This is a genomic window from Azonexus sp., assembly GCF_049652925.1.
GTDB lineage: Bacteria > Pseudomonadota > Gammaproteobacteria > Burkholderiales > Rhodocyclaceae > Azonexus.
Genome location: NZ_JBASFI010000019.1, coordinates 1 through 16912, shown reverse-complemented (window position 1 = coordinate 16912; position 16912 = coordinate 1). Strand labels below are relative to the sequence as shown.

Sequence of the window (16912 nt, the reverse complement as noted above, 5' to 3'; positions counted from 1 at the left end):
CGGCCAAAATTGAAATGCTCGCGCTCATGCCGGTGCGTGCTCCGTCAGGTGATCGCTGACGATCTCGCCGTCGAGAAACTTGACCTGCCGTTTGGCGTGCGCCGCGATGTCCGGTTCGTGCGTAACGAGCACAATGGTGATGCCCTCAGCGTTCAGTTCGCCGAACAGGCGCATGATTTCCTCGCTGGTATGGCTGTCGAGGTTGCCGGTCGGCTCGTCGGCGAGGATGAGGCGCGGCGCATTGACCAGCGCCCGGGCAATCGCCACGCGTTGCTGCTGGCCGCCGGAAATCCGGCTGGGCAGCGATTCGGCGTACTGGCCGAGGCCGACCTTGGCAAGCATTTCGCGCGCTCTGGCCCGCCGCGTTTCCTTGTCGGCGCCGGCGTAAACCAGCGGTAGCGCGACATTGTCCTGCAGGGTCATGCGCGGCAGCAGATTGAAACCCTGAAAGACGAAGCCCAGTGTCCGGTTGCGCAGGACGGCCAGGGCGTCCTGGTCCATCTGCGCGACATTCTTGCCGGTCAGAAAATAGTCGCCCATGGTTGGCGTATCGAGGCAACCGAGCAGATTCATGAAAGTCGATTTACCCGAGCCGGACGGCCCCATGATGGCAATGTACTCGCCGGGCTGGATATCGAGATTGACGCCCTTGAGCGCCGGGAACAAACCCGCCGCCGTTTCATAGGATTTGCCCAGGCCGACGACCCGGATAACTGATTCAGTCATCAGAACATCCGCATGCCGACGCTGGACGGCTTGCCGGTCTGGCCGCTGCCGTTCTCGCCGGTCACGATGCGGTCGCCCTCCTTCAACTCGCCGCCGACGATCTCGGTGTTGCGGTTGTCGGTGATACCGAGCTGGACGCTGACCGGCTTGAGTTCCTCGCCGGTCAGCACATAAACCGTGCCGCTCTGGCCGTCGCGCTTCTTGCCTTTGCCGGCACCGGCCTTGGCGGCGCCACCATCTGAACCGGCGCCCATGCCCGGCCCGACGCTGGAGGGCCCTGCGGTCGACGGCGATTTTTGGCCATTTTCCGATTTTTTCTCGCCGGCATCGGCCGGCTTGAAGCGCAGCGCGGCATTCGGCACGAGCAGCGCGCCCTCGCGCTTCTGCACGCCGATATTGACGTAGGCCGTCATGCCCGGCAGCAGCACCTGCTCCGGGTTGGCCACGTTGATGCGGACGTTGTAAGTCACCACATTTTGCTGGTTGGTCGGGTTCAGCCGAATCTGCTGGACGTCGCCAACGAAGCTGCGGCTCGGGAAAGCATCGACTGTGAAACGCGCCTTTTGCCCCTCACGGATGTTGCCGATATCAGCCTCGGCGAAGCTTGTGTCGATGCGCATTTCAGACAGATCCTGGGCGATCTTGATCAGCGTCGGCGTCTGGAAACTGGCCGCCACTGTCTGGCCGAGATCGACGACGCGGTCAATGACGACGCCATCGACCGGCGAGCGGATCACCGTGAAATTGAGGTTGGCGCGGTCGCGCTCGTTCTGCGCCCGGGTCAGTGCCAGCTGCGCCCGGGCCGACTTCAGTACCTGGGTGGACTGGTCATATTCCTGTTTCGAGACGTACTCCTGGGCGAGCAATGACTTCATGCGCGCCTCATTGGCCTGCGCCAGATCCAGCGACGCCTGGGCACTGATCACGCTCGCCGCGCTCTGCCGCTCGGTGGCCGAGACCAGCGCGTCGTCGAGCTCAAGCATTACCTGGCCCTTTTTCACCTTGTCGTTGAAATCGACGTAGAGCTTTTTCACTGTGCCCGACACCTGCGTACCGACGCTGATCAGCACGACCGGATTGAGCGTGCCGTTGGCCGACACCGTCTGTGTCACGTCGCCCTTCTCCACCGTCGCCAGCTTGTAGCGGGTTTCCGGGTTTTGCGCCGCGCGCTGCTTGCTGTACCAGACGCCGCCGCCAATCAGGCCGGCAATCACCGTAACGCCGAGCAGAATCTTGCCGATTTGTTTCATGGTCTTCCTTCAACTGCCGGTTGCAGCAGCGTGTAATCGAGCGCGCCCATGGACTGAGCCAGCGTGGCGCGATAAACATTCCAGTCGAGCTGCGCCTGAATACGCTGCAGGCGGGCACTGGCCAGCGCACTCTGCGCTGACAGCAGGTCGAGTACCGTGCCGACGCCGGCCTTGTAGCGGCCAAGCGCGACGCGCTCCGACTGCTCGGCACTGGCGACCAGGTCGGCGCTCGTCTTCAGGCTTTGCGTCGCCGTCGTCAAGCTTTGATAAGCCCGCCAGACATCGAGCGCGATCTGGTTCTTGATGCGGTCGCGCTGCGCGGCACGCACATCGGCCTGCGCCGCGGCCGAACGGACGCGGTAGGTCGTATCGAAACCGGCAAAGATCGGCACGTTGAGCGTCAAACCGATGCTGCCGCCCTGAGTGACGGCGCCGGCGTTGTTTTGCCAGCTTGGCCCTGCCGCCAGCGACACGGTCGGCCGGCCCTGGGCACGAGCGATGTCGACGCTGGCCTCAGCCGCCTTGAGCTGAGCCTCGGCCGCTTTGAGGTCAGGCCGCCGGGCCTGCGCCTCGCCAATCATGGCATCGACTTCCTTCTGGAAAACAAGTTCGGCCGGCAAGGCTGGCAGGTCAGCCAACACAATCTTCTGCTGCGCCTCAAAACCAAGCGCATTGGCCAACGCCCCAAGCCCGTTGCGGGCATCGCCCTCGGCCCGGATGCGGTTGAGCGTCGCCTGCGACAGCGCCGTCTGTGCCTGCAGACGATCAGCCGGTGTCGCGACGCCGACGTTGTAACGCGCATCGGCCGCCTGAAAAGCCTCGCGCGCCGAACGCTCGGCCTCGCTCGCCGAAATCACCGCCGCCTGCGTCGCCTGGGCAGTGTAGTAGGTCTGCAGGGCGGCGAGGAACAGCGACTGGACCGTCGCATCCTGCGTCGCCGCCGCCGCATTGAGTAATTGCCGGGCATTCTCGACATTGGCCGAACGCTGGCCGAAATCGATCAGCAGCCAGGACAGCGTCAGCGCCGCGGAACGCCGGTTATACGATCCATCGTCATACTGAAAACGCGTCGCGCTGGCGCTGGCATCGAGATTCGGCAACCAGCCGGCCCGGGCGACGCCGACCAGCGCCGCCTGCACCCGAGCCGACGCCCACACTTCACGCGTCTGCGGATGGTTGCACAAGGCCAGATCGACCGCATCCAGCGCCGTGAGCGCCGTCGCCGGAATCTCGGTAGCACAGGGCGCTTCGCCAACCCGGGCAGCCAGGCTCGGCGACACCTTGAGCGGAGCCATGGCATCTGTGCCGAACGGATCGTTCAGCCCCTCTGCCCAAACGGGCATTGCCACGGTCAACAGGAAAAAACAGGGTAAAAATCGCATGGACGGAAGTTTAGCCTTAGCCTGACAGATGAGTCGTTACAGTTTGTTTCCCGCGAGAATACCGGTTGCAGCACGGAACAAGCCGGCCCGAGTCAGAGACAGGCACTCGCCAATTTTCCGGGAAGCTGATTATCGCCAGCTCTTGCGGGCTTCGCCAACCCCGGAAATCAAGAAAAACGTAGCAGGAATGCTGCTGATTCGCCGGGCAAGGGTACCGCCAATGCGGTAAAATCGCGCCCACTATGCTCTATCCCCTTATCCGCAAGTTCTTTTTCGCTCTCGACGCTGAAACCGCCCACGGCATTGGCATGAATGGCATCGATTTCCTCAATGCCGCCGGCTTCTCCTGCCTGGTCGCCAAAAAGGTCGCCACCTGCCCGGTCGAGGTCATGGGCCTCAAGTTCCCGAATCCGGTCGGCCTGGCCGCCGGCCTCGACAAGAACGGTGACCACATCGATGCGCTGGCCAGGCTCGGCTTCGGCTTCATCGAAATCGGCACGATCACGCCGCGCCCGCAGGATGGCAACCCCAGGCCGCGCCTGTTCCGCATCCCGGAAGCGCAGGGCATCATCAACCGGATGGGCTTCAACAACGCAGGTGTCGACAAGTTGCTGGAAAACGTCCGCGCTGCCGAATTCCCGAAAAAGGGCGGCATTCTTGGCATCAACATCGGCAAGAACGCCACGACGCCCATCGAGAAGGCGGCCGACGACTACCTGATCTGCCTCGAAAAAGTCTATAACGACGCCAGCTACGTGACGGTCAACATCTCGTCGCCGAACACCAAGAACCTGCGCGAACTGCAGAAGGATGAGGCGCTTGACGATCTGCTGGCGCAACTCAAGGCCAAACAGCTGCAACTGGCCGAGCAGCACGGCAAATACGTGCCGATGGCGCTCAAGATTGCCCCCGATCTCGACGACGAGCAGATCACCGTCATCGCCGATGCGCTGCGTCGCCACCGTTTCGATGGCGTCATCGCCACCAATACCACGTTGTCACGCGAAGGCGTCGAAGGCCTGCCGAATGGCGCCGAAACCGGCGGCCTGTCGGGCAAGCCGGTTTTCGCGAAATCGACGGCCGTGCAGAAAAAGCTGTCGATTGCCCTGGCTGGCGAATTGCCGATCATCGGCGTCGGCGGCATCATGGGCGGCGAAGATGCCGCCGAAAAAATCCGCGCCGGCGCAAGCTTGGTGCAGTTCTACAGCGGTTTCATCTACCGCGGCCCCGATCTGGTGGCCGAAGTGGCGGAAACCCTGGCCCACGTCATGCGGAAAAACACCTAAAGCCACATGCAGCGTGCGGTTGTTTGCACTGTCACTAAGCCCGATAATACCCGCCTCAAGCTTGCCTAATTTATGAGCCACTACTTATTCATCCTCGTCGGCGCGGTGCTGGTCAACAACGTCGTGCTGGTGAAGATCCTCGGCCTTTGCCCCTTCATGGGCGTTTCCAAGAAACTGGAGACAGCCTACGGCATGGGCGCCGCCACGACTTTCGTGCTGACCATGGCGACCGGCGCCAGCTACATCATCGATCACTACCTGTTGATGCCGTTCGGGCTCGAATACCTGCGCACGCTGTCCTTCATCGTCACCATCGCCGCCATCGTCCAGCTGACCGAGATGGTCATCGCCAAGACTTCGCCGACGTTGCAGCAGACGCTGGGCATCTACCTGCCACTGATCACCACCAACTGCGCCGTGCTCGGTGTACCGCTGCTCAACGTTTCGAACGGCTACAACTTTATTGACTCCCTGCTCTTCGGGGCCGGCAGCGCGGTTGGCTTCTCGCTGGTTCTGATCCTCTTTGCCGGCATCCGCGAGCGGATCGAAGGCGCCGACGTACCCACCCACTTCCGCGGCGTCGCCATCGCCATGGTCACCGCCGGCCTGATGGCACTGGCCTTCATGGGCTTTGCCGGCCTGGACAAGTACCAATAATGGACATCCTGCTCGCCGTCGCCATCATGGCCCTCGGGGCTGTCGTACTGGGCGCCTTGCTCGGTTTTGCCGCGATCAAGTTCAAGGTCGAAGGCGACCCGCTAGTCGAAAAGATCGAAGCCATCCTGCCGCAGACCCAATGCGGTCAGTGCGGCTTTCCCGGTTGCAAGCCCTACGCCGAAGCCATCGTCAATGGCGAGGAAATCAACAAATGCCCGCCGGGCGGGGCTGAAGGCGTGCAGCGGCTGGCCGACCTGCTCGGGCGCGAAGTCAAGCCGCTCGACGCCGAAGAAAAACCGAAGCAGATCGCCATCATCGACGAGAACACCTGCATCGGCTGCACGTTGTGCATTCAGGCCTGCCCGGTCGATGCCATCGTCGGCGCCGCCAAGCAGATGCACACCATCATTGCCCAGCAATGTACCGGCTGCGAACTGTGCCTGCCGCCCTGCCCGGTCGAGTGCATCCACATGGAAGTCATCCCCGAAACCATCGACAACTGGAAGTGGAAGTATCCGGTCATCGAGATCAAGGCGGCCGCCTGATGCTGATGAATCTGTTCAAGTTCAAGGGTGGCGTCAAGCCGCCGACTAACAAGCTGCAATCGAACCATCTGCCGATTGCCCAGGCGCCGATGCCCTCGCGCCTCGTCGTCCCGCTGCACCAGAGTATCGGCGGCACGCCGCGGCCGATCGTCGCGGCCGGCGATCATGTCCTCAAGGGCCAGATGATCGGCGAGGCTGACGGCTGGATTTCCGCCGCCGTGCATGCCCCGACCTCGGGCGCCGTAGTCGAGGTGGCGATGCATGTGCGCCCCCACCCGTCCGGCCTCGACTCGCTGTGCGTCGTCATTGAGCCCGATGGCAAGGACGAGTGGATCGCCCGCAGGCCAATCGATCACAAGGCAGTACCGCCGGCCGACGTCTTCCATCACCTGCAGCAATGCGGCATCGTCGGTCTCGGCGGCGCCGGTTTCCCGGCCCACGGCAAGCTGACGCCGTCCAAGGGCGTGCCGATGGATGAGTTGATCATCAACGGCGCCGAGTGCGAGCCTTTCATCACCTGCGACGACTTGCTGATGCGCGAACGCGCCGATGAAGTCGTGCGCGGCATCGCCGTTTTCCGTGACCTGCTGCAGCCAAAAAAGGTGCTGATCGGTATCGAGGACAACAAGCCGGAAGCCATCGCCGCCATGCGTGCTGCGGTCGACGCCCAAAAAGAACCATTTTCCGTCGTTGCCGTGCCGACGCTTTACCCGGCCGGTGGTGCCAAGCAGCTGATCCGCGTGCTGACCGGCAAGGAAGTCCCGGGTTCGATGCGCTCGACCGCCGACATGGGCGTCCAGGTCTTCAACGTCGGCACCGCCTACAGCGCCTGGCGCGCCATCGCCCACGGCGAGCCGCTGATTTCGCGCATCCTGACCATCACCGGCAACGTCCACGCGCCGTGCAATTACGAAGTGCTGATCGGCACGCCGATGGATGAGTTATTGGCCCTGGCCCAGCCGCATCCGGACACCGACGGCATCCTGATGGGCGGCCCGATGATGGGCTTCCTGGTGCCCAATCCGCAGGTGCCGGTGGTCAAGACGACCAACTGCCTGATCGCCCACGACGACCGGCTGTTCCCGCCCAAGGCCCCGGAGATGCCCTGCATCCGCTGCGGCGCCTGCGCCCGGGCCTGCCCGCACGAGCTGCAGCCGTTCGAGATGTACTGGTTCTCGCGTGCCAAGAATTTCGGCAAGACGCAGGAATACAACATCTTCGACTGCATCGAATGCGGTTGCTGCTCCTACGTCTGCCCGTCGCGCATCCCGCTGGTCCAGTATTTCCGCTTCGCCAAGAGCGAAATCTGGGCGCGCGAACGCGAAAAGAATGCCTCCGACCAGGCCAAGGCCCGCTTCGAGTTCAAGCAGTTGCGCGAAGAACGAGAAAAGGCCGACAAGGCTGAAAAGCTGGCCAAGGCCGCCGCCGCTCAAGCTGCCAAGAAGGCCGCCGAGGCTGCGGCAGCAGCAGCTGCAGAAAGCAGCGCAGCGCCAACAGGTGAGGCAGTCGCCGCCCCCGCCGATGCTCCCGCTGCCACGGTCAACCCGGAAAAAGAGGCAAAACGCGCCACTATCGAAGCCGCCATGGCCCGTGCCAAGGCGCAACGTGAAGCCGTCCAGCCGAAGAACATCGACAACCTGACGCCCGACCAGCAGAAAGTTGCTGCTGACATCGAGGCGCGTCGCATCGCCGCCCACCTGATAGAGCCCGAGCCGGCCGTACCAGCCCCGGCCAGCGAGAAATCCGAATAATGTTCGCCCCCGCCCCCTTCCTTCTCAAAGATGTCAGCGTCAGCCAGGTGATGATCCAGGTCTGCGTCGCGCTGATCCCGGGCATTGCCGCCTATGCCAGCCTGGTCGGCCCGGCCATCCTGGTTCAGCTGGTCATCGCCACGCTCGCCGCGCTGCTCGCCGAAGCCGTCATGCTCAAGGTGCGCGGCAAACCGCTGGCTCTCTTCCTGACCGACGGCTCGGCGATCGTCACCGCCTGGCTGATCGCCCTGACTTTTCCGCCACTGGCACCGTGGTGGCTGGTCGTCACCGGCACCGTCTTCGCCGTTGTCGTCGCCAAGCACCTCTACGGCGGACTGGGCCAGAACCCGTTCAATCCGGCCATGGTCGCCTTCGCCGTGTGCATCGTCGCCTTCCCGGCGCTGATGTCGCAGTGGCCCAGCGTCGGCCTGCAACTGGGGTTGATTGACCAGATGAACATCATTCTGGGCTGGGCGCCGCGCGTCGATGCCCTGTCCGGCGCGACGCCACTCGATGCGATGAAAACGGCGCTCAAGCTCGGCGAAGGCAGTTTCGATGTCAGCACACTGCTGGCCAACCAGGATATCTACGGCAATTTCGCTGGTCGCGGCTGGGAATGGGTCGCTGCCGGCTATCTGCTCGGCGGTCTGTGGCTCTGGCATCGCAAGCTGATCACCTGGCATGTACCGCTCGCCTTCGTCGCTTCCCTGAGCCTGATTTCCGGCGCGCTCTGGCTCTACAACCCGAGCCAGTTCGCCAGCCCACTCTTTCACCTGCTCTCCGGCGGCGCCATGCTCGGCGCCTTCTTCATCGCCACCGACCCGGTTTCCGGCTGCACGACACCGCGCGGCAAGCTGATCTTCGGTGCTGGCTGCGGTCTGCTCGCCTACATCATCCGCGTTTTCGGCGGCTATCCGGACGGTGTGGCCTTTGCCGTCCTGTTGATGAACCTGTCCGCCCCGGTCATCGACCTGCTCACCCAGCCCCCGGTTTTCGGCATGAAGGACAAGGCATGACCAGCGCGCCGAAGGAATACACCGCCCCCGTCATGGCTGCCCGCACGGCAGCGACGCTGTTCATTTTTGTCGCCATCTTTACCGGCCTGCTATCCGGCGCCTATCTGTGGACCAAGCCGGCCATCGAAGCTTCGGCTACCGAAGAAAAAATGAAACTGGTCGACGAAGTGCTGCCGCGCACCGAGTACGACAACGCCCTGCTTGAAGACACCATCGCCCTGCCGGCAACGCCTGAACTCGGGCTGAAAGATCCGACTACGCTGTTTCGCGCCCGCAAGGGTGGCCAGCCGGCCGCGCTGGTTTTCGAAGCCGTTGCTCCCGATGGTTATGCCGGCAAGATCCGCCTGATCATCGCTATTCGCGCCAATGGCGAAGTCGGTGGCGTACGCGTCACGCAGCACAAGGAAACGCCCGGACTCGGCGATTACGTCGAGATCAAGAAGGACAAGAACAAGGCCCGGCCGTGGATCACGCAATTCAACGGCATGTCGCTGGCCAAGGTCACCGACAAGGACTGGAAGCTAAAGAAGGATGGCGGCCAGATCGACTATCACGCCGGCGCCACCGTGACGCCGCGAGCCGTGTCGAAGGCCGTGCTGAAAGCTGTCCAATGGGTCGAAGCCAATCGTGACCGACTGTTCGCCGAAGGAGCCGCCAAATGATCACGCGTGACGAATTCAAGACCATTGCCGGCAACGGCATCTGGAAGCAGAACACCTCCATCGTCCAGATTCTCGGCCTGTGCCCGCTGCTCGCGGTGACCACCAACGCCGTCAACGGCATCATGCTGTCGCTGGCAACGATCATCGTCATGGCACTCTCGGGTGTGGCGATTTCCAGCCTGCGCAACCTGATTCCGCACGAAATCCGCATCCCGGTCTTCATCCTGATCGTTGCCGCCCTGGTCACCGTCGTCGACCTGCTGTTCAACGCCAACCTGCATGAACTTTACCTGGTCCTCGGCATCTTCATTCCGCTCATCGTCACCAACTGCATCGTGCTGGCCCGCGTCGAAGCCTTTGCTGCCAAGAACGCGCCGGCACAGGCCAGTTTTGACGGCATTTTCATGGGCATCGGCATGTTGTGGACGCTCGGTCTGTTGGGCGCCATGCGCGAATTTCTCGGTAGCGGGACCATCCTCGGTGGCATCGACATGGTTTTCCCGAGTCTGCAACCGATCCAGGTACTGCCGGAAAGCTACCCCGGCTTCCTGCTCGCCCTGCTGCCACCCGGCGCCTTCATCCTGCTCGGCTGCATGATCGCCTGGAAAAACTGGATGGAAGCCAAGGCCGCTGAGCGCGCCAAGCGCAAGCCGCCAGCCCCGGTCGCTACCGCCGGTTGCCACTGATCATTCCCGGCGGCCCGTTGCGGGCCTGACGAAGACGCCCGCATGCGCATCGAAACCATCCGCCAGTCCCTGTTCGCCACCGGCGCCAAGGATTGCCACGTCGACCGCGTCATGCGCGCCTGGGCGCAAGGCAAGCCGCTCGACGCCGGGCCGCGCAACCACCCGCCGGAAACCCTCCTGCCGCTGGCCCTGCGCAATGCGCTGCCCGGCTTGCACGATGAACTCTCGGCGCTGGCTCGCGTCCGCTCAGAGCACCCGGGCGAGGATGGCTCGTCGCGCCTGCTCGTCGAACTGGCCGACGGTCAGACCGTCGAAAGCGTGCTGCTGCCGCGTGACGGCCTGTGCATTTCGACGCAGATCGGCTGCGCCGTCGGCTGTACTTTCTGCATGACTGGCCGCGACGGCCTGCTCCGTCAGGTGAGCAGCGGCGAAATGGTCGCCCAGGTCATCCTCGGCCGGGCCCGACGCAAGGTGACGCGCGTTGTTTTCATGGGCATGGGCGAGCCGTCGCACAACATGGACAACGTGCTCGAAGCGATTGATCTGCTCGGCACGGCCGGCGGCATCGGCCACAAGAACCTGGTTTTCTCGACAGTCGGCGATTTGCGCGTTTTCGAGCGTCTACCGCAGGAAACCGTCAAGCCGGCGCTGGCCATTTCGCTGCATTCGACCCGGGTCGAACTGCGGGCCGAACTGCTGCCCAAGGCCTCGCGCATCGATCCGGCTGAACTGGTCGAACTGGCCGAGCATTACGCCCGGACGACGAGCTATCCAATCCAGTATCAATGGACGCTCATCGACGGCATCAACGACAGCTTCGAGGAAATGGACGGCATCGTCCATCTGCTCACCGGCAAGTACGCGATCATGAATCTGATTCCGTACAACGCCACGGCCGCCCTTGCCTACCGGCGGCCACCGCTCGAGCGCATCACCGAACTGACGCGCTATCTGCACGCCAAGGGGATCCGGACGACGGTGCGCAACTCGGCCGGGCAGGATGTCGATGGTGGCTGCGGCCAGTTGCGAGCCCGTGAAAGCGCTCGCCCATTGCTACGGTCAACCGGGAAAATTGGCCAAAAACAAAATGTGCCGGACGCCAGCTCAGCCGGTTGAACCCGCCAGCACTACACAGTTTTTACCCTGTTGCTTGGCCGCATAGCAGGCATCGTCGGCCCGCCGGATCAAGCTACTTTCGGTGTCGCTCGGGAGATGGCGGGCAACGCCGATACTGACCGTGCAGCAGATTTTATTGCCGTCCGGCGACAGCGCTTCCTGCGCCGCGAACATGCTGCGCAGGCGCTCGGCGAAGGCTTGGGCTGCCGCGGTATCGGACTCCGGCAGCAAGACGACGAACTCCTCTCCGCCGTAACGAAAGGCGCTGTCCGAACGGCGCAGGCAATGCCTGATCACCTCCGCCAGGCTCTGCAAAACCTTGTCGCCTTCGAGGTGGCCATGGCAGTCGTTGATGCTCTTGAAGTTGTCGCAATCGAGGACCAGCAGCGACAGCGGCCGGCCATAGCGGGTCGCCCGCTCCAGTTCCCCGGGCAGGCGTTCGTGCAGGTAGCGCGAGTTGTACAGTCCGGTCAGCGAATCGGTCTGGCTCAGGCTGCGATAACGCTCTTCACTTTCGCGCAGCGCCTCTTCGGCCCAGCGACGTTCGCTGACATCCTGCAGCGTTTCGATGGCGCCAACGAGGTCACCTTTGGCGTTGCGCAAGGGCGCCGCGGTAAAGAACAACCAGCGACCGCTAGCGCCGAAATGCGGGAAGAAATCCTCCGCTTCATAACCGCCGGGAATCAGCAGCGAAGGTCGGAAGCGGCCGTGATAGAGCCGGTCGACGGCATTCTCGCTGGCGTCATCAAGTACCAGGTCAGCCATGATCGGACGCTTTGATGGATAGAAAGCCTTCCACTGGCCACTGGTGCCGATGACATCGCCGGCCAGCATCCCGGTCATCGCTTCGCAGGCTCGGTTCCAGTGGGTGACGCGGTGCCCGGCATCGATGACCAGCGTGGCCACCGATGAACCATCGACGATTTGCGCCAGATAGGCCTCGCTGTCGCGCAATGCCGCCTCGGCGCGCCGCCGTTCGGAGACATCCTGCAGCGTTTCGATGGCCCCGATGATTTCGCCAGCCGCGTTGCGGATTGGCGCGGCAGAGAAAAACAGCCAGCGACCACCATTGCCGCAAGCGGGGAAAAAATCTTCCGCTTCATAGACCGCGTCTTCCGGTTCCAGACGCCGATATTTTCCCGGGTAATACTGCTCAACCACCTTGTCGGGAGCGCTGTCTACCACCAGATCAGCCAGAATCGGCCTTGGCGACTGATAGAAAGCCCGCCACTGCTCGGTGCAACCGATCATCTGCGCCGCCGGCACACCGGTCAGGGCTGCACAGGCCGGATTCCAATGGGTCACCCGATGCGCCGCGTCAATGATCAGCGTTGCCACCGGATTCACTTCCAGCCACTGGGTCAGCCCATTGAGGCTGCCTTCTGTTGTAAGCGCCATCGGGTCTGCCTTCTCTGTCAGGTAGAATTGTTTGTGACAATATGGCGCATCCTGCCGCGCCTGACAATCCATCATCGCCCCCTTCGTGAAAAAAACCGACATCGAGCAGTTCTACAGCCGCCTGCGCGACGCCAATCCGGCGCCAACCACCGAGCTGCACTACGCCACGCCCTTCCAGTTGCTGATCGCCGTCATCCTCTCGGCACAGGCCACCGACGTCGGCGTCAACAAGGCGACGGCGCGGCTCTACCCGGTCGCCCCGACCCCGACCGCCATGCTGGCGCTCGGCGAAGAGGGCCTGACCGAATACATCAAGACCATCGGCCTGTACCGGACCAAGGCGAAAAACGTCATCGCCACCTGCCGCCTGCTGCTTGAGCTGCACGACGGCGAGGTGCCGGACGACCGCGCTGCCCTCGAAGCCCTGCCCGGCGTCGGCCGCAAGACAGCCAATGTCGTACTCAACACGGCTTTCGGCCACCCCACCATCGCCGTCGACACGCACATCTTCCGCCTCGGCAACCGTACCGGACTGGCCCCCGGCAAGACGGTCGAGGAAGTCGAAAAGAAGCTGCTCAAGGTGACGCCCGAAGCATTCAAGAAGGACGCCCATCACTGGCTGATCCTGCACGGCCGCTACGTCTGCAAGGCGCGCAAGCCAGACTGCGGCCGCTGCGTCGTGCTCGACTTGTGCAGCTACCGGAGCAAGAGTGTATGAAGGCTGGCAGCGCCCTCGTCGCCGGTCAGCGACCGGAAGCCGAACTGGCCCATGTAGCTGTCCAGGCAGCGCTGGACGCCGGCGGGCTGACGCGAGCCGATAACGTCATCCTTTTCCTGACCCACGATTTCAACCGGAATCCGCAGCCCGCTGTACTCGCCGCGGCGCGCGCCGCCGGCTGCCTGACGGTCAGCGGCGGCACGGCCAGCGGTCTGTTTACCGAGCGCGGCTGGCGTCTCGACCAGCCGACAGCGGCGGCCCTCGTCTATTCGACGCCGGCGGGCAAGGCACCGGCTGAATCGCCGCTGCTCTCCTTCAGCGGCCATGGCCGCTTGCCCTTCGATTGGCAGGATGGCCCGGCGCGGGTCGGCCTGCTCGACACCGACGCTGCCGCCTGGTCGCATGGCCGCACGGCGGACAACGGCTGCGCCGAATTTCAGCTGCCCGGCGTGAGCGCCCGCCTGGTCCGCTCGTCTGGCCTGCGCCTGCTTGGCGAAGCACAGCCCGTCGAGCAATCCAGCGGCTATGAGTTGCGCCGCGTTGGCGGCCACAGCGCCGTCGACAGCCTGCATCGTGCGCTGCCCGCCGATTTGCGCGAACGCCCTCCCCTGCACCTGATCGCCGCACTACGCCAGGCCGATTCGCCAAGCATCGCCATCCTCTCGGCCAACGCCGATGGTTCGCTGACCCTGGCCGAAAACCTGAATAAAGGCGAGACGATCACCTGGGCCATTCGCCAGCCGCTCGCCGCCGAGCAGGAAATGCGCGAAGCGCTGACTGCCACGGTCAACCCGAAAAAACGGCCAAATTTCGCCCTGATGTTTTCCTGCATCGGCCGCGGCCCGCTGTTTTACGGCAACGATGATCGCGACCTCGTCGCCTTCCGCGACACCTTCCCCGACACGCCGCTGCTCGGCGCTTACGGCACCGGGCAAATCGCCCCGCTGACCGGCCACAACCGCCTGTTCCACAACACTGCACTCACCTTATTGTTCGAAAGCGCTCATGTTTAATCCCTCCCGCGAGCAGGTCCGCCTCTTCTTTTGCGATGCCTGGAAAAAGCACGTCGACCGCCTGCCGCTGGTCGGCGCCGAAGTCACCGCCGCCGACATCGCCGCCCGCCACCCGGAATACCACCCGCTGCTCAACGATCCGAAGGCTGCCGTGGACAAGGAATGGACGCCGGAAGGCGGCGCCATGAACCCCTTCCTCCACCTCTCGCTGCACCTCGCTATCCACGAGCAGGTCAGCATCGACCAGCCGCCCGGCATCCGCATGGCCTTCGAGCAACTGCGCGCCCGCATGGACCCGCACGACGCCGAGCACGTGCTGCTCGACTGCCTGGGCGAAACGATCTGGCGCGCCCAGAGCCAGGGCCAGCCGATGGACGCGATGGCCTACGTCGACGCGGTGAAGCGCAAGGCTAGCCTGATTTAGGGGTTCAACCGGCCGCGAAACCGCTCTTCCACGGTCAACCGGAAATAAAGGCCAAAATTGAAATGCTGGCCTAGCTATCGTCCGACGGCGGTGCGACCTTGATGACTTCTTCGAGCGAGGTTATCCCCTGCGCCACCTTCAGCGCGCCGGAAATGCGCAGCGGGCGCATGCCTTCGCGGAAGGCCTGTTCGCGCAACTTGGGAATCTCGGTGAGCGGCTTGATCATGCGGCGAATTTCCGGCGAATTGACCAGAATTTCATAGACGCCGACCCGGCCGGAATAACCCGTCATCCGGCATTCCAGGCAACCAACCGGCTGCCAGATCTGGGTCGGCTCGGCCGATTTCCACGGGGCGACCAGAGCCCGCCAGGCGGCGCGTTGCTCTTCGCGCGGCTGCACGGCCTTCTTGCAGTGCGGGCACAGGGTACGGACCAGACGCTGGGCCATGACGCCAAGCAGCGTAGAGTTGATCAGGTAGGCCGGCACGCCGAGATCGAGCAGGCGGGTAATGGCCGATGGCGCGTCGTTGGTGTGCAGCGTCGACAGCACGAGGTGGCCGGTTAACGCCGCCTGGATGGCCATCTCGGCCGTTTCCAGGTCGCGGATTTCGCCGATCATGACGATGTCCGGGTCCTGCCGCATGAGGGCGCGCACGCCATCGGAAAAGCCGAGTTCGATGGAAGGGCTGACCTGCATCTGATTGAACGAAGCCTCGACCATTTCGATCGGGTCTTCGATGGTGCACACGTTCACTTCCGGCGTCGCCAGCTGCTTGAGCGTCGTGTACAGCGTCGTCGTTTTTCCCGAACCGGTCGGGCCGGTGACCAGGATGATGCCATTCGGCGTCGCCGTCATCTGCTTCCAGCGCGCCTGGTCTTCATCCGAAAAGCCGAGCGAACGGAAGTCGCGAACGAGCACTTCCGGGTCGAAAATCCGCATCACGAGTTTTTCGCCGAAGGCGGTGGGCAGCGTCGACAAACGCAGCTCGACCTCCTGCCCGGCCGGCGTCCGCGTCTTGATCCGGCCGTCCTGCGGCCGGCGTTTCTCGATGACGTCCATGCGCCCGAGCAGCTTGATGCGGCTGGTCATCGCGTTCATGACCGCCATTGGAATCTGGTAAACCTGATGCAGCACGCCGTCGATGCGGAAACGGACAATGCCCAGATTGCGCCGCGGTTCGATGTGGATGTCGGAAGCGCGCTGGTCGAAGGCGTACTGCCACAGCCAGTCCACGATATGGACGATGTGCTGGTCGTTGGCATCGAACTGCTTGTTGACCTTGCCCAGTTCGACCAGTTGCTCGAAGCTCGACAGGCCGGAGGTCACATCGCCCCGGGCATTGGCTTTCTTGACCGACTTGGCGAGGTTGAAGAATTCGACGAGATATCGGCTGATATCGTCGGGGTTGGCCATGACACGGCGAATCTGCTTGCGCAGGATCTGCTGCAACTCCTCGACCCATTCGCGGACATACGGCTCGGCCGTCGCGATGACAATCTCGCGCGTCGTCACCTGCACCGGCAGGATACCGAAGCGCGCCGCATAGGCGCTCGACATGACCTCGGCGACGCCGGTGAAATCGATCTTGAGCGGGTCGATGTACTGGTAGTCGAGGCCAGTGTGCGCGGCCAGCCATTCGGTGAGCACCTCCAGCGTCAGTAGACGAGCCGGCGGGCCGACCTGTCGCCATTTCTGATCGGCAATGACAACCAGAGGATGCGTCTTGCCGCCATGCAGGCGACGCTCGCTCTTGAGCTCATCAGCCGCCTCCTGGCTGACCAGCCCATCCTCCACCATCCAGTCGAGCACTTCGGTCAGTGCCAGGCGATGTTCGCCGATATTCTTGTCACTCATGCGCGGCAATATAGCACGCAGCAGGTAACGATTTGTAACCAGAAAGCACTCTGTTTGCAGACCTTTACAACTTGCCGGGAACAATCGGTTTCATGCACCTAGAATGAAGTCGTACCCACTCGCAAGGAGCGAAAAATGAAAACCCGCCTCATGATGATCGCCAGCGCCCTGCTGGCTTCCCTGATCTGCCTGCCGGCCAGCGCCCAGCCCGCTCAAGGCTCGGGAGGCATGGGTGGCGGCATGAACGGCATGGGCCCCGGTGGCGGCGCCGGGATGATGCAAGGAAGCGGCCCGCGCGCCCGCGCCCCGCGTGACTGCAGTCAAGCCCCGAACCCCGCCGCCTGCACGGCTCACCGTGAAGCCCGCGCCCAGGCTCGGGAAGCCTGCAAGACCACCGCCGGCCCGCAACGCCGACAATGCATGCAGG

The 16912-nt window shown here is 63.4% G+C and carries 16 protein-coding genes and 1 pseudogene; 12 read left to right on the top strand and 5 right to left on the bottom strand.

What is annotated here, in order from left to right; genetic code table 11:
• Nucleotides 1-24 precede the first annotated feature (24 nt).
• Genes WBK19_RS09230 through WBK19_RS09220 form a run of 3 tightly spaced genes read right to left on the bottom strand, consistent with a single transcriptional unit; the run spans nt 25 to nt 3319 of the window.
• The gene (locus WBK19_RS09230) at nt 25-726 is read right to left on the bottom strand and encodes an ABC transporter ATP-binding protein (protein ID WP_511289027.1); all 702 of its coding nucleotides are present in this window, start codon (nt 724-726) and stop codon (nt 25-27) included.
• Nucleotides 726-1976 carry an efflux RND transporter periplasmic adaptor subunit gene (locus WBK19_RS09225; protein ID WP_511289025.1) on the bottom strand — a complete coding sequence of 417 codons (1251 nt, stop codon included), beginning with the start codon at nt 1974-1976 and terminating at the stop codon, nt 726-728. The genes WBK19_RS09230 and WBK19_RS09225 overlap by 1 nt, the downstream gene beginning before the upstream one ends.
• The gene (locus tag WBK19_RS09220; RefSeq protein WP_511289023.1) at nt 1973-3319 is read right to left on the bottom strand and encodes a TolC family protein; all 1347 of its coding nucleotides are present in this window, start codon (nt 3317-3319) and stop codon (nt 1973-1975) included. The genes WBK19_RS09225 and WBK19_RS09220 overlap by 4 nt, the downstream gene beginning before the upstream one ends.
• 281 nt (nt 3320-3600) lie before the next feature.
• On the opposite strand from WBK19_RS09220, the gene WBK19_RS09215 reads away from it, so the two are divergent.
• The 8 genes from WBK19_RS09215 (at nt 3601) to WBK19_RS09180 (ending at nt 11077) form a co-directional block, all read left to right on the top strand.
• Nucleotides 3601-4644 carry a quinone-dependent dihydroorotate dehydrogenase gene (locus WBK19_RS09215; RefSeq protein ID WP_511289021.1) on the top strand — a complete coding sequence of 348 codons (1044 nt, stop codon included), beginning with the start codon at nt 3601-3603 and terminating at the stop codon, nt 4642-4644.
• Nucleotides 4645-4716: 72 nt separating this feature from the next.
• Nucleotides 4717-5301 (top strand): electron transport complex subunit RsxA, encoded by a 585-nt coding sequence (gene rsxA, locus WBK19_RS09210; RefSeq protein ID WP_226496026.1) that lies wholly within the window; start codon nt 4717-4719, stop codon nt 5299-5301.
• Complete coding sequence (rsxB, locus tag WBK19_RS09205) at nt 5301-5846, top strand: electron transport complex subunit RsxB (RefSeq protein ID WP_511289019.1); 546 nt, start codon at nt 5301-5303, stop codon at nt 5844-5846. The genes rsxA and rsxB overlap by 1 nt, the downstream gene beginning before the upstream one ends.
• On the top strand, nt 5846-7597 hold the full coding sequence (gene rsxC / locus WBK19_RS09200) for an electron transport complex subunit RsxC (protein ID WP_511289017.1): 1752 nt from the start codon (nt 5846-5848) through the stop codon (nt 7595-7597). Before rsxB ends, rsxC begins: the two co-directional genes overlap by 1 nt.
• Nucleotides 7597-8613 carry an RnfABCDGE type electron transport complex subunit D gene (locus WBK19_RS09195; protein ID WP_511289015.1) on the top strand — a complete coding sequence of 339 codons (1017 nt, stop codon included), beginning with the start codon at nt 7597-7599 and terminating at the stop codon, nt 8611-8613. The genes rsxC and WBK19_RS09195 overlap by 1 nt, the downstream gene beginning before the upstream one ends.
• Nucleotides 8610-9275 (top strand): electron transport complex subunit RsxG, encoded by a 666-nt coding sequence (gene rsxG, locus WBK19_RS09190; protein ID WP_511289013.1) that lies wholly within the window; start codon nt 8610-8612, stop codon nt 9273-9275. Before WBK19_RS09195 ends, rsxG begins: the two co-directional genes overlap by 4 nt.
• The gene (locus tag WBK19_RS09185) at nt 9272-9961 is read left to right on the top strand and encodes an electron transport complex subunit E (protein ID WP_511289011.1); all 690 of its coding nucleotides are present in this window, start codon (nt 9272-9274) and stop codon (nt 9959-9961) included. Before rsxG ends, WBK19_RS09185 begins: the two co-directional genes overlap by 4 nt.
• Before the next feature lie 42 nt (nt 9962-10003).
• Entirely contained in the window at nt 10004-11077 is a 1074-nt protein-coding gene (locus tag WBK19_RS09180; RefSeq protein ID WP_511289009.1) for an RNA methyltransferase, read from the top strand.
• Here the strand turns inward: WBK19_RS09180 and WBK19_RS09175 are convergent.
• A complete protein-coding gene (locus WBK19_RS09175; RefSeq protein WP_511289007.1) occupies nt 11066-12475 on the bottom strand; it encodes a sensor domain-containing diguanylate cyclase in 1410 nt (469 codons plus the stop codon). The two genes, WBK19_RS09180 and WBK19_RS09175, sit on opposite strands and share 12 nt — an antisense overlap.
• 85 nt (nt 12476-12560) lie before the next feature.
• Here WBK19_RS09175 and nth point away from each other — a divergent pair, with 85 nt between their 5' ends.
• Genes nth through WBK19_RS09160 form a run of 3 tightly spaced genes read left to right on the top strand, consistent with a single transcriptional unit; the run spans nt 12561 to nt 14630 of the window.
• Nucleotides 12561-13193 carry an endonuclease III gene (gene nth, locus WBK19_RS09170; protein ID WP_511289006.1) on the top strand — a complete coding sequence of 211 codons (633 nt, stop codon included), beginning with the start codon at nt 12561-12563 and terminating at the stop codon, nt 13191-13193.
• On the top strand, nt 13190-14206 hold the full coding sequence (locus WBK19_RS09165; RefSeq protein WP_511289004.1) for an FIST C-terminal domain-containing protein: 1017 nt from the start codon (nt 13190-13192) through the stop codon (nt 14204-14206). Before nth ends, WBK19_RS09165 begins: the two co-directional genes overlap by 4 nt.
• Nucleotides 14199-14630, top strand: a complete 432-nt coding sequence (locus WBK19_RS09160) for a DUF1841 family protein (RefSeq protein ID WP_511289002.1) — start codon at nt 14199-14201, stop codon at nt 14628-14630. The genes WBK19_RS09165 and WBK19_RS09160 overlap by 8 nt, the downstream gene beginning before the upstream one ends.
• A 70-nt stretch (nt 14631-14700) precedes the next feature.
• Here the strand turns inward: WBK19_RS09160 and tfpB are convergent, their stop codons facing one another.
• Nucleotides 14701-16485 carry a type IV pilus assembly ATPase TfpB gene (tfpB, locus tag WBK19_RS09155; RefSeq protein WP_511289000.1) on the bottom strand — a complete coding sequence of 595 codons (1785 nt, stop codon included), beginning with the start codon at nt 16483-16485 and terminating at the stop codon, nt 14701-14703.
• Nucleotides 16486-16620: 135 nt separating this feature from the next.
• Between tfpB and WBK19_RS09150 the strand changes: the two are divergent.
• A pseudogene (locus WBK19_RS09150) lies at nt 16621-16912 on the top strand (hypothetical protein); the annotation flags it as partial.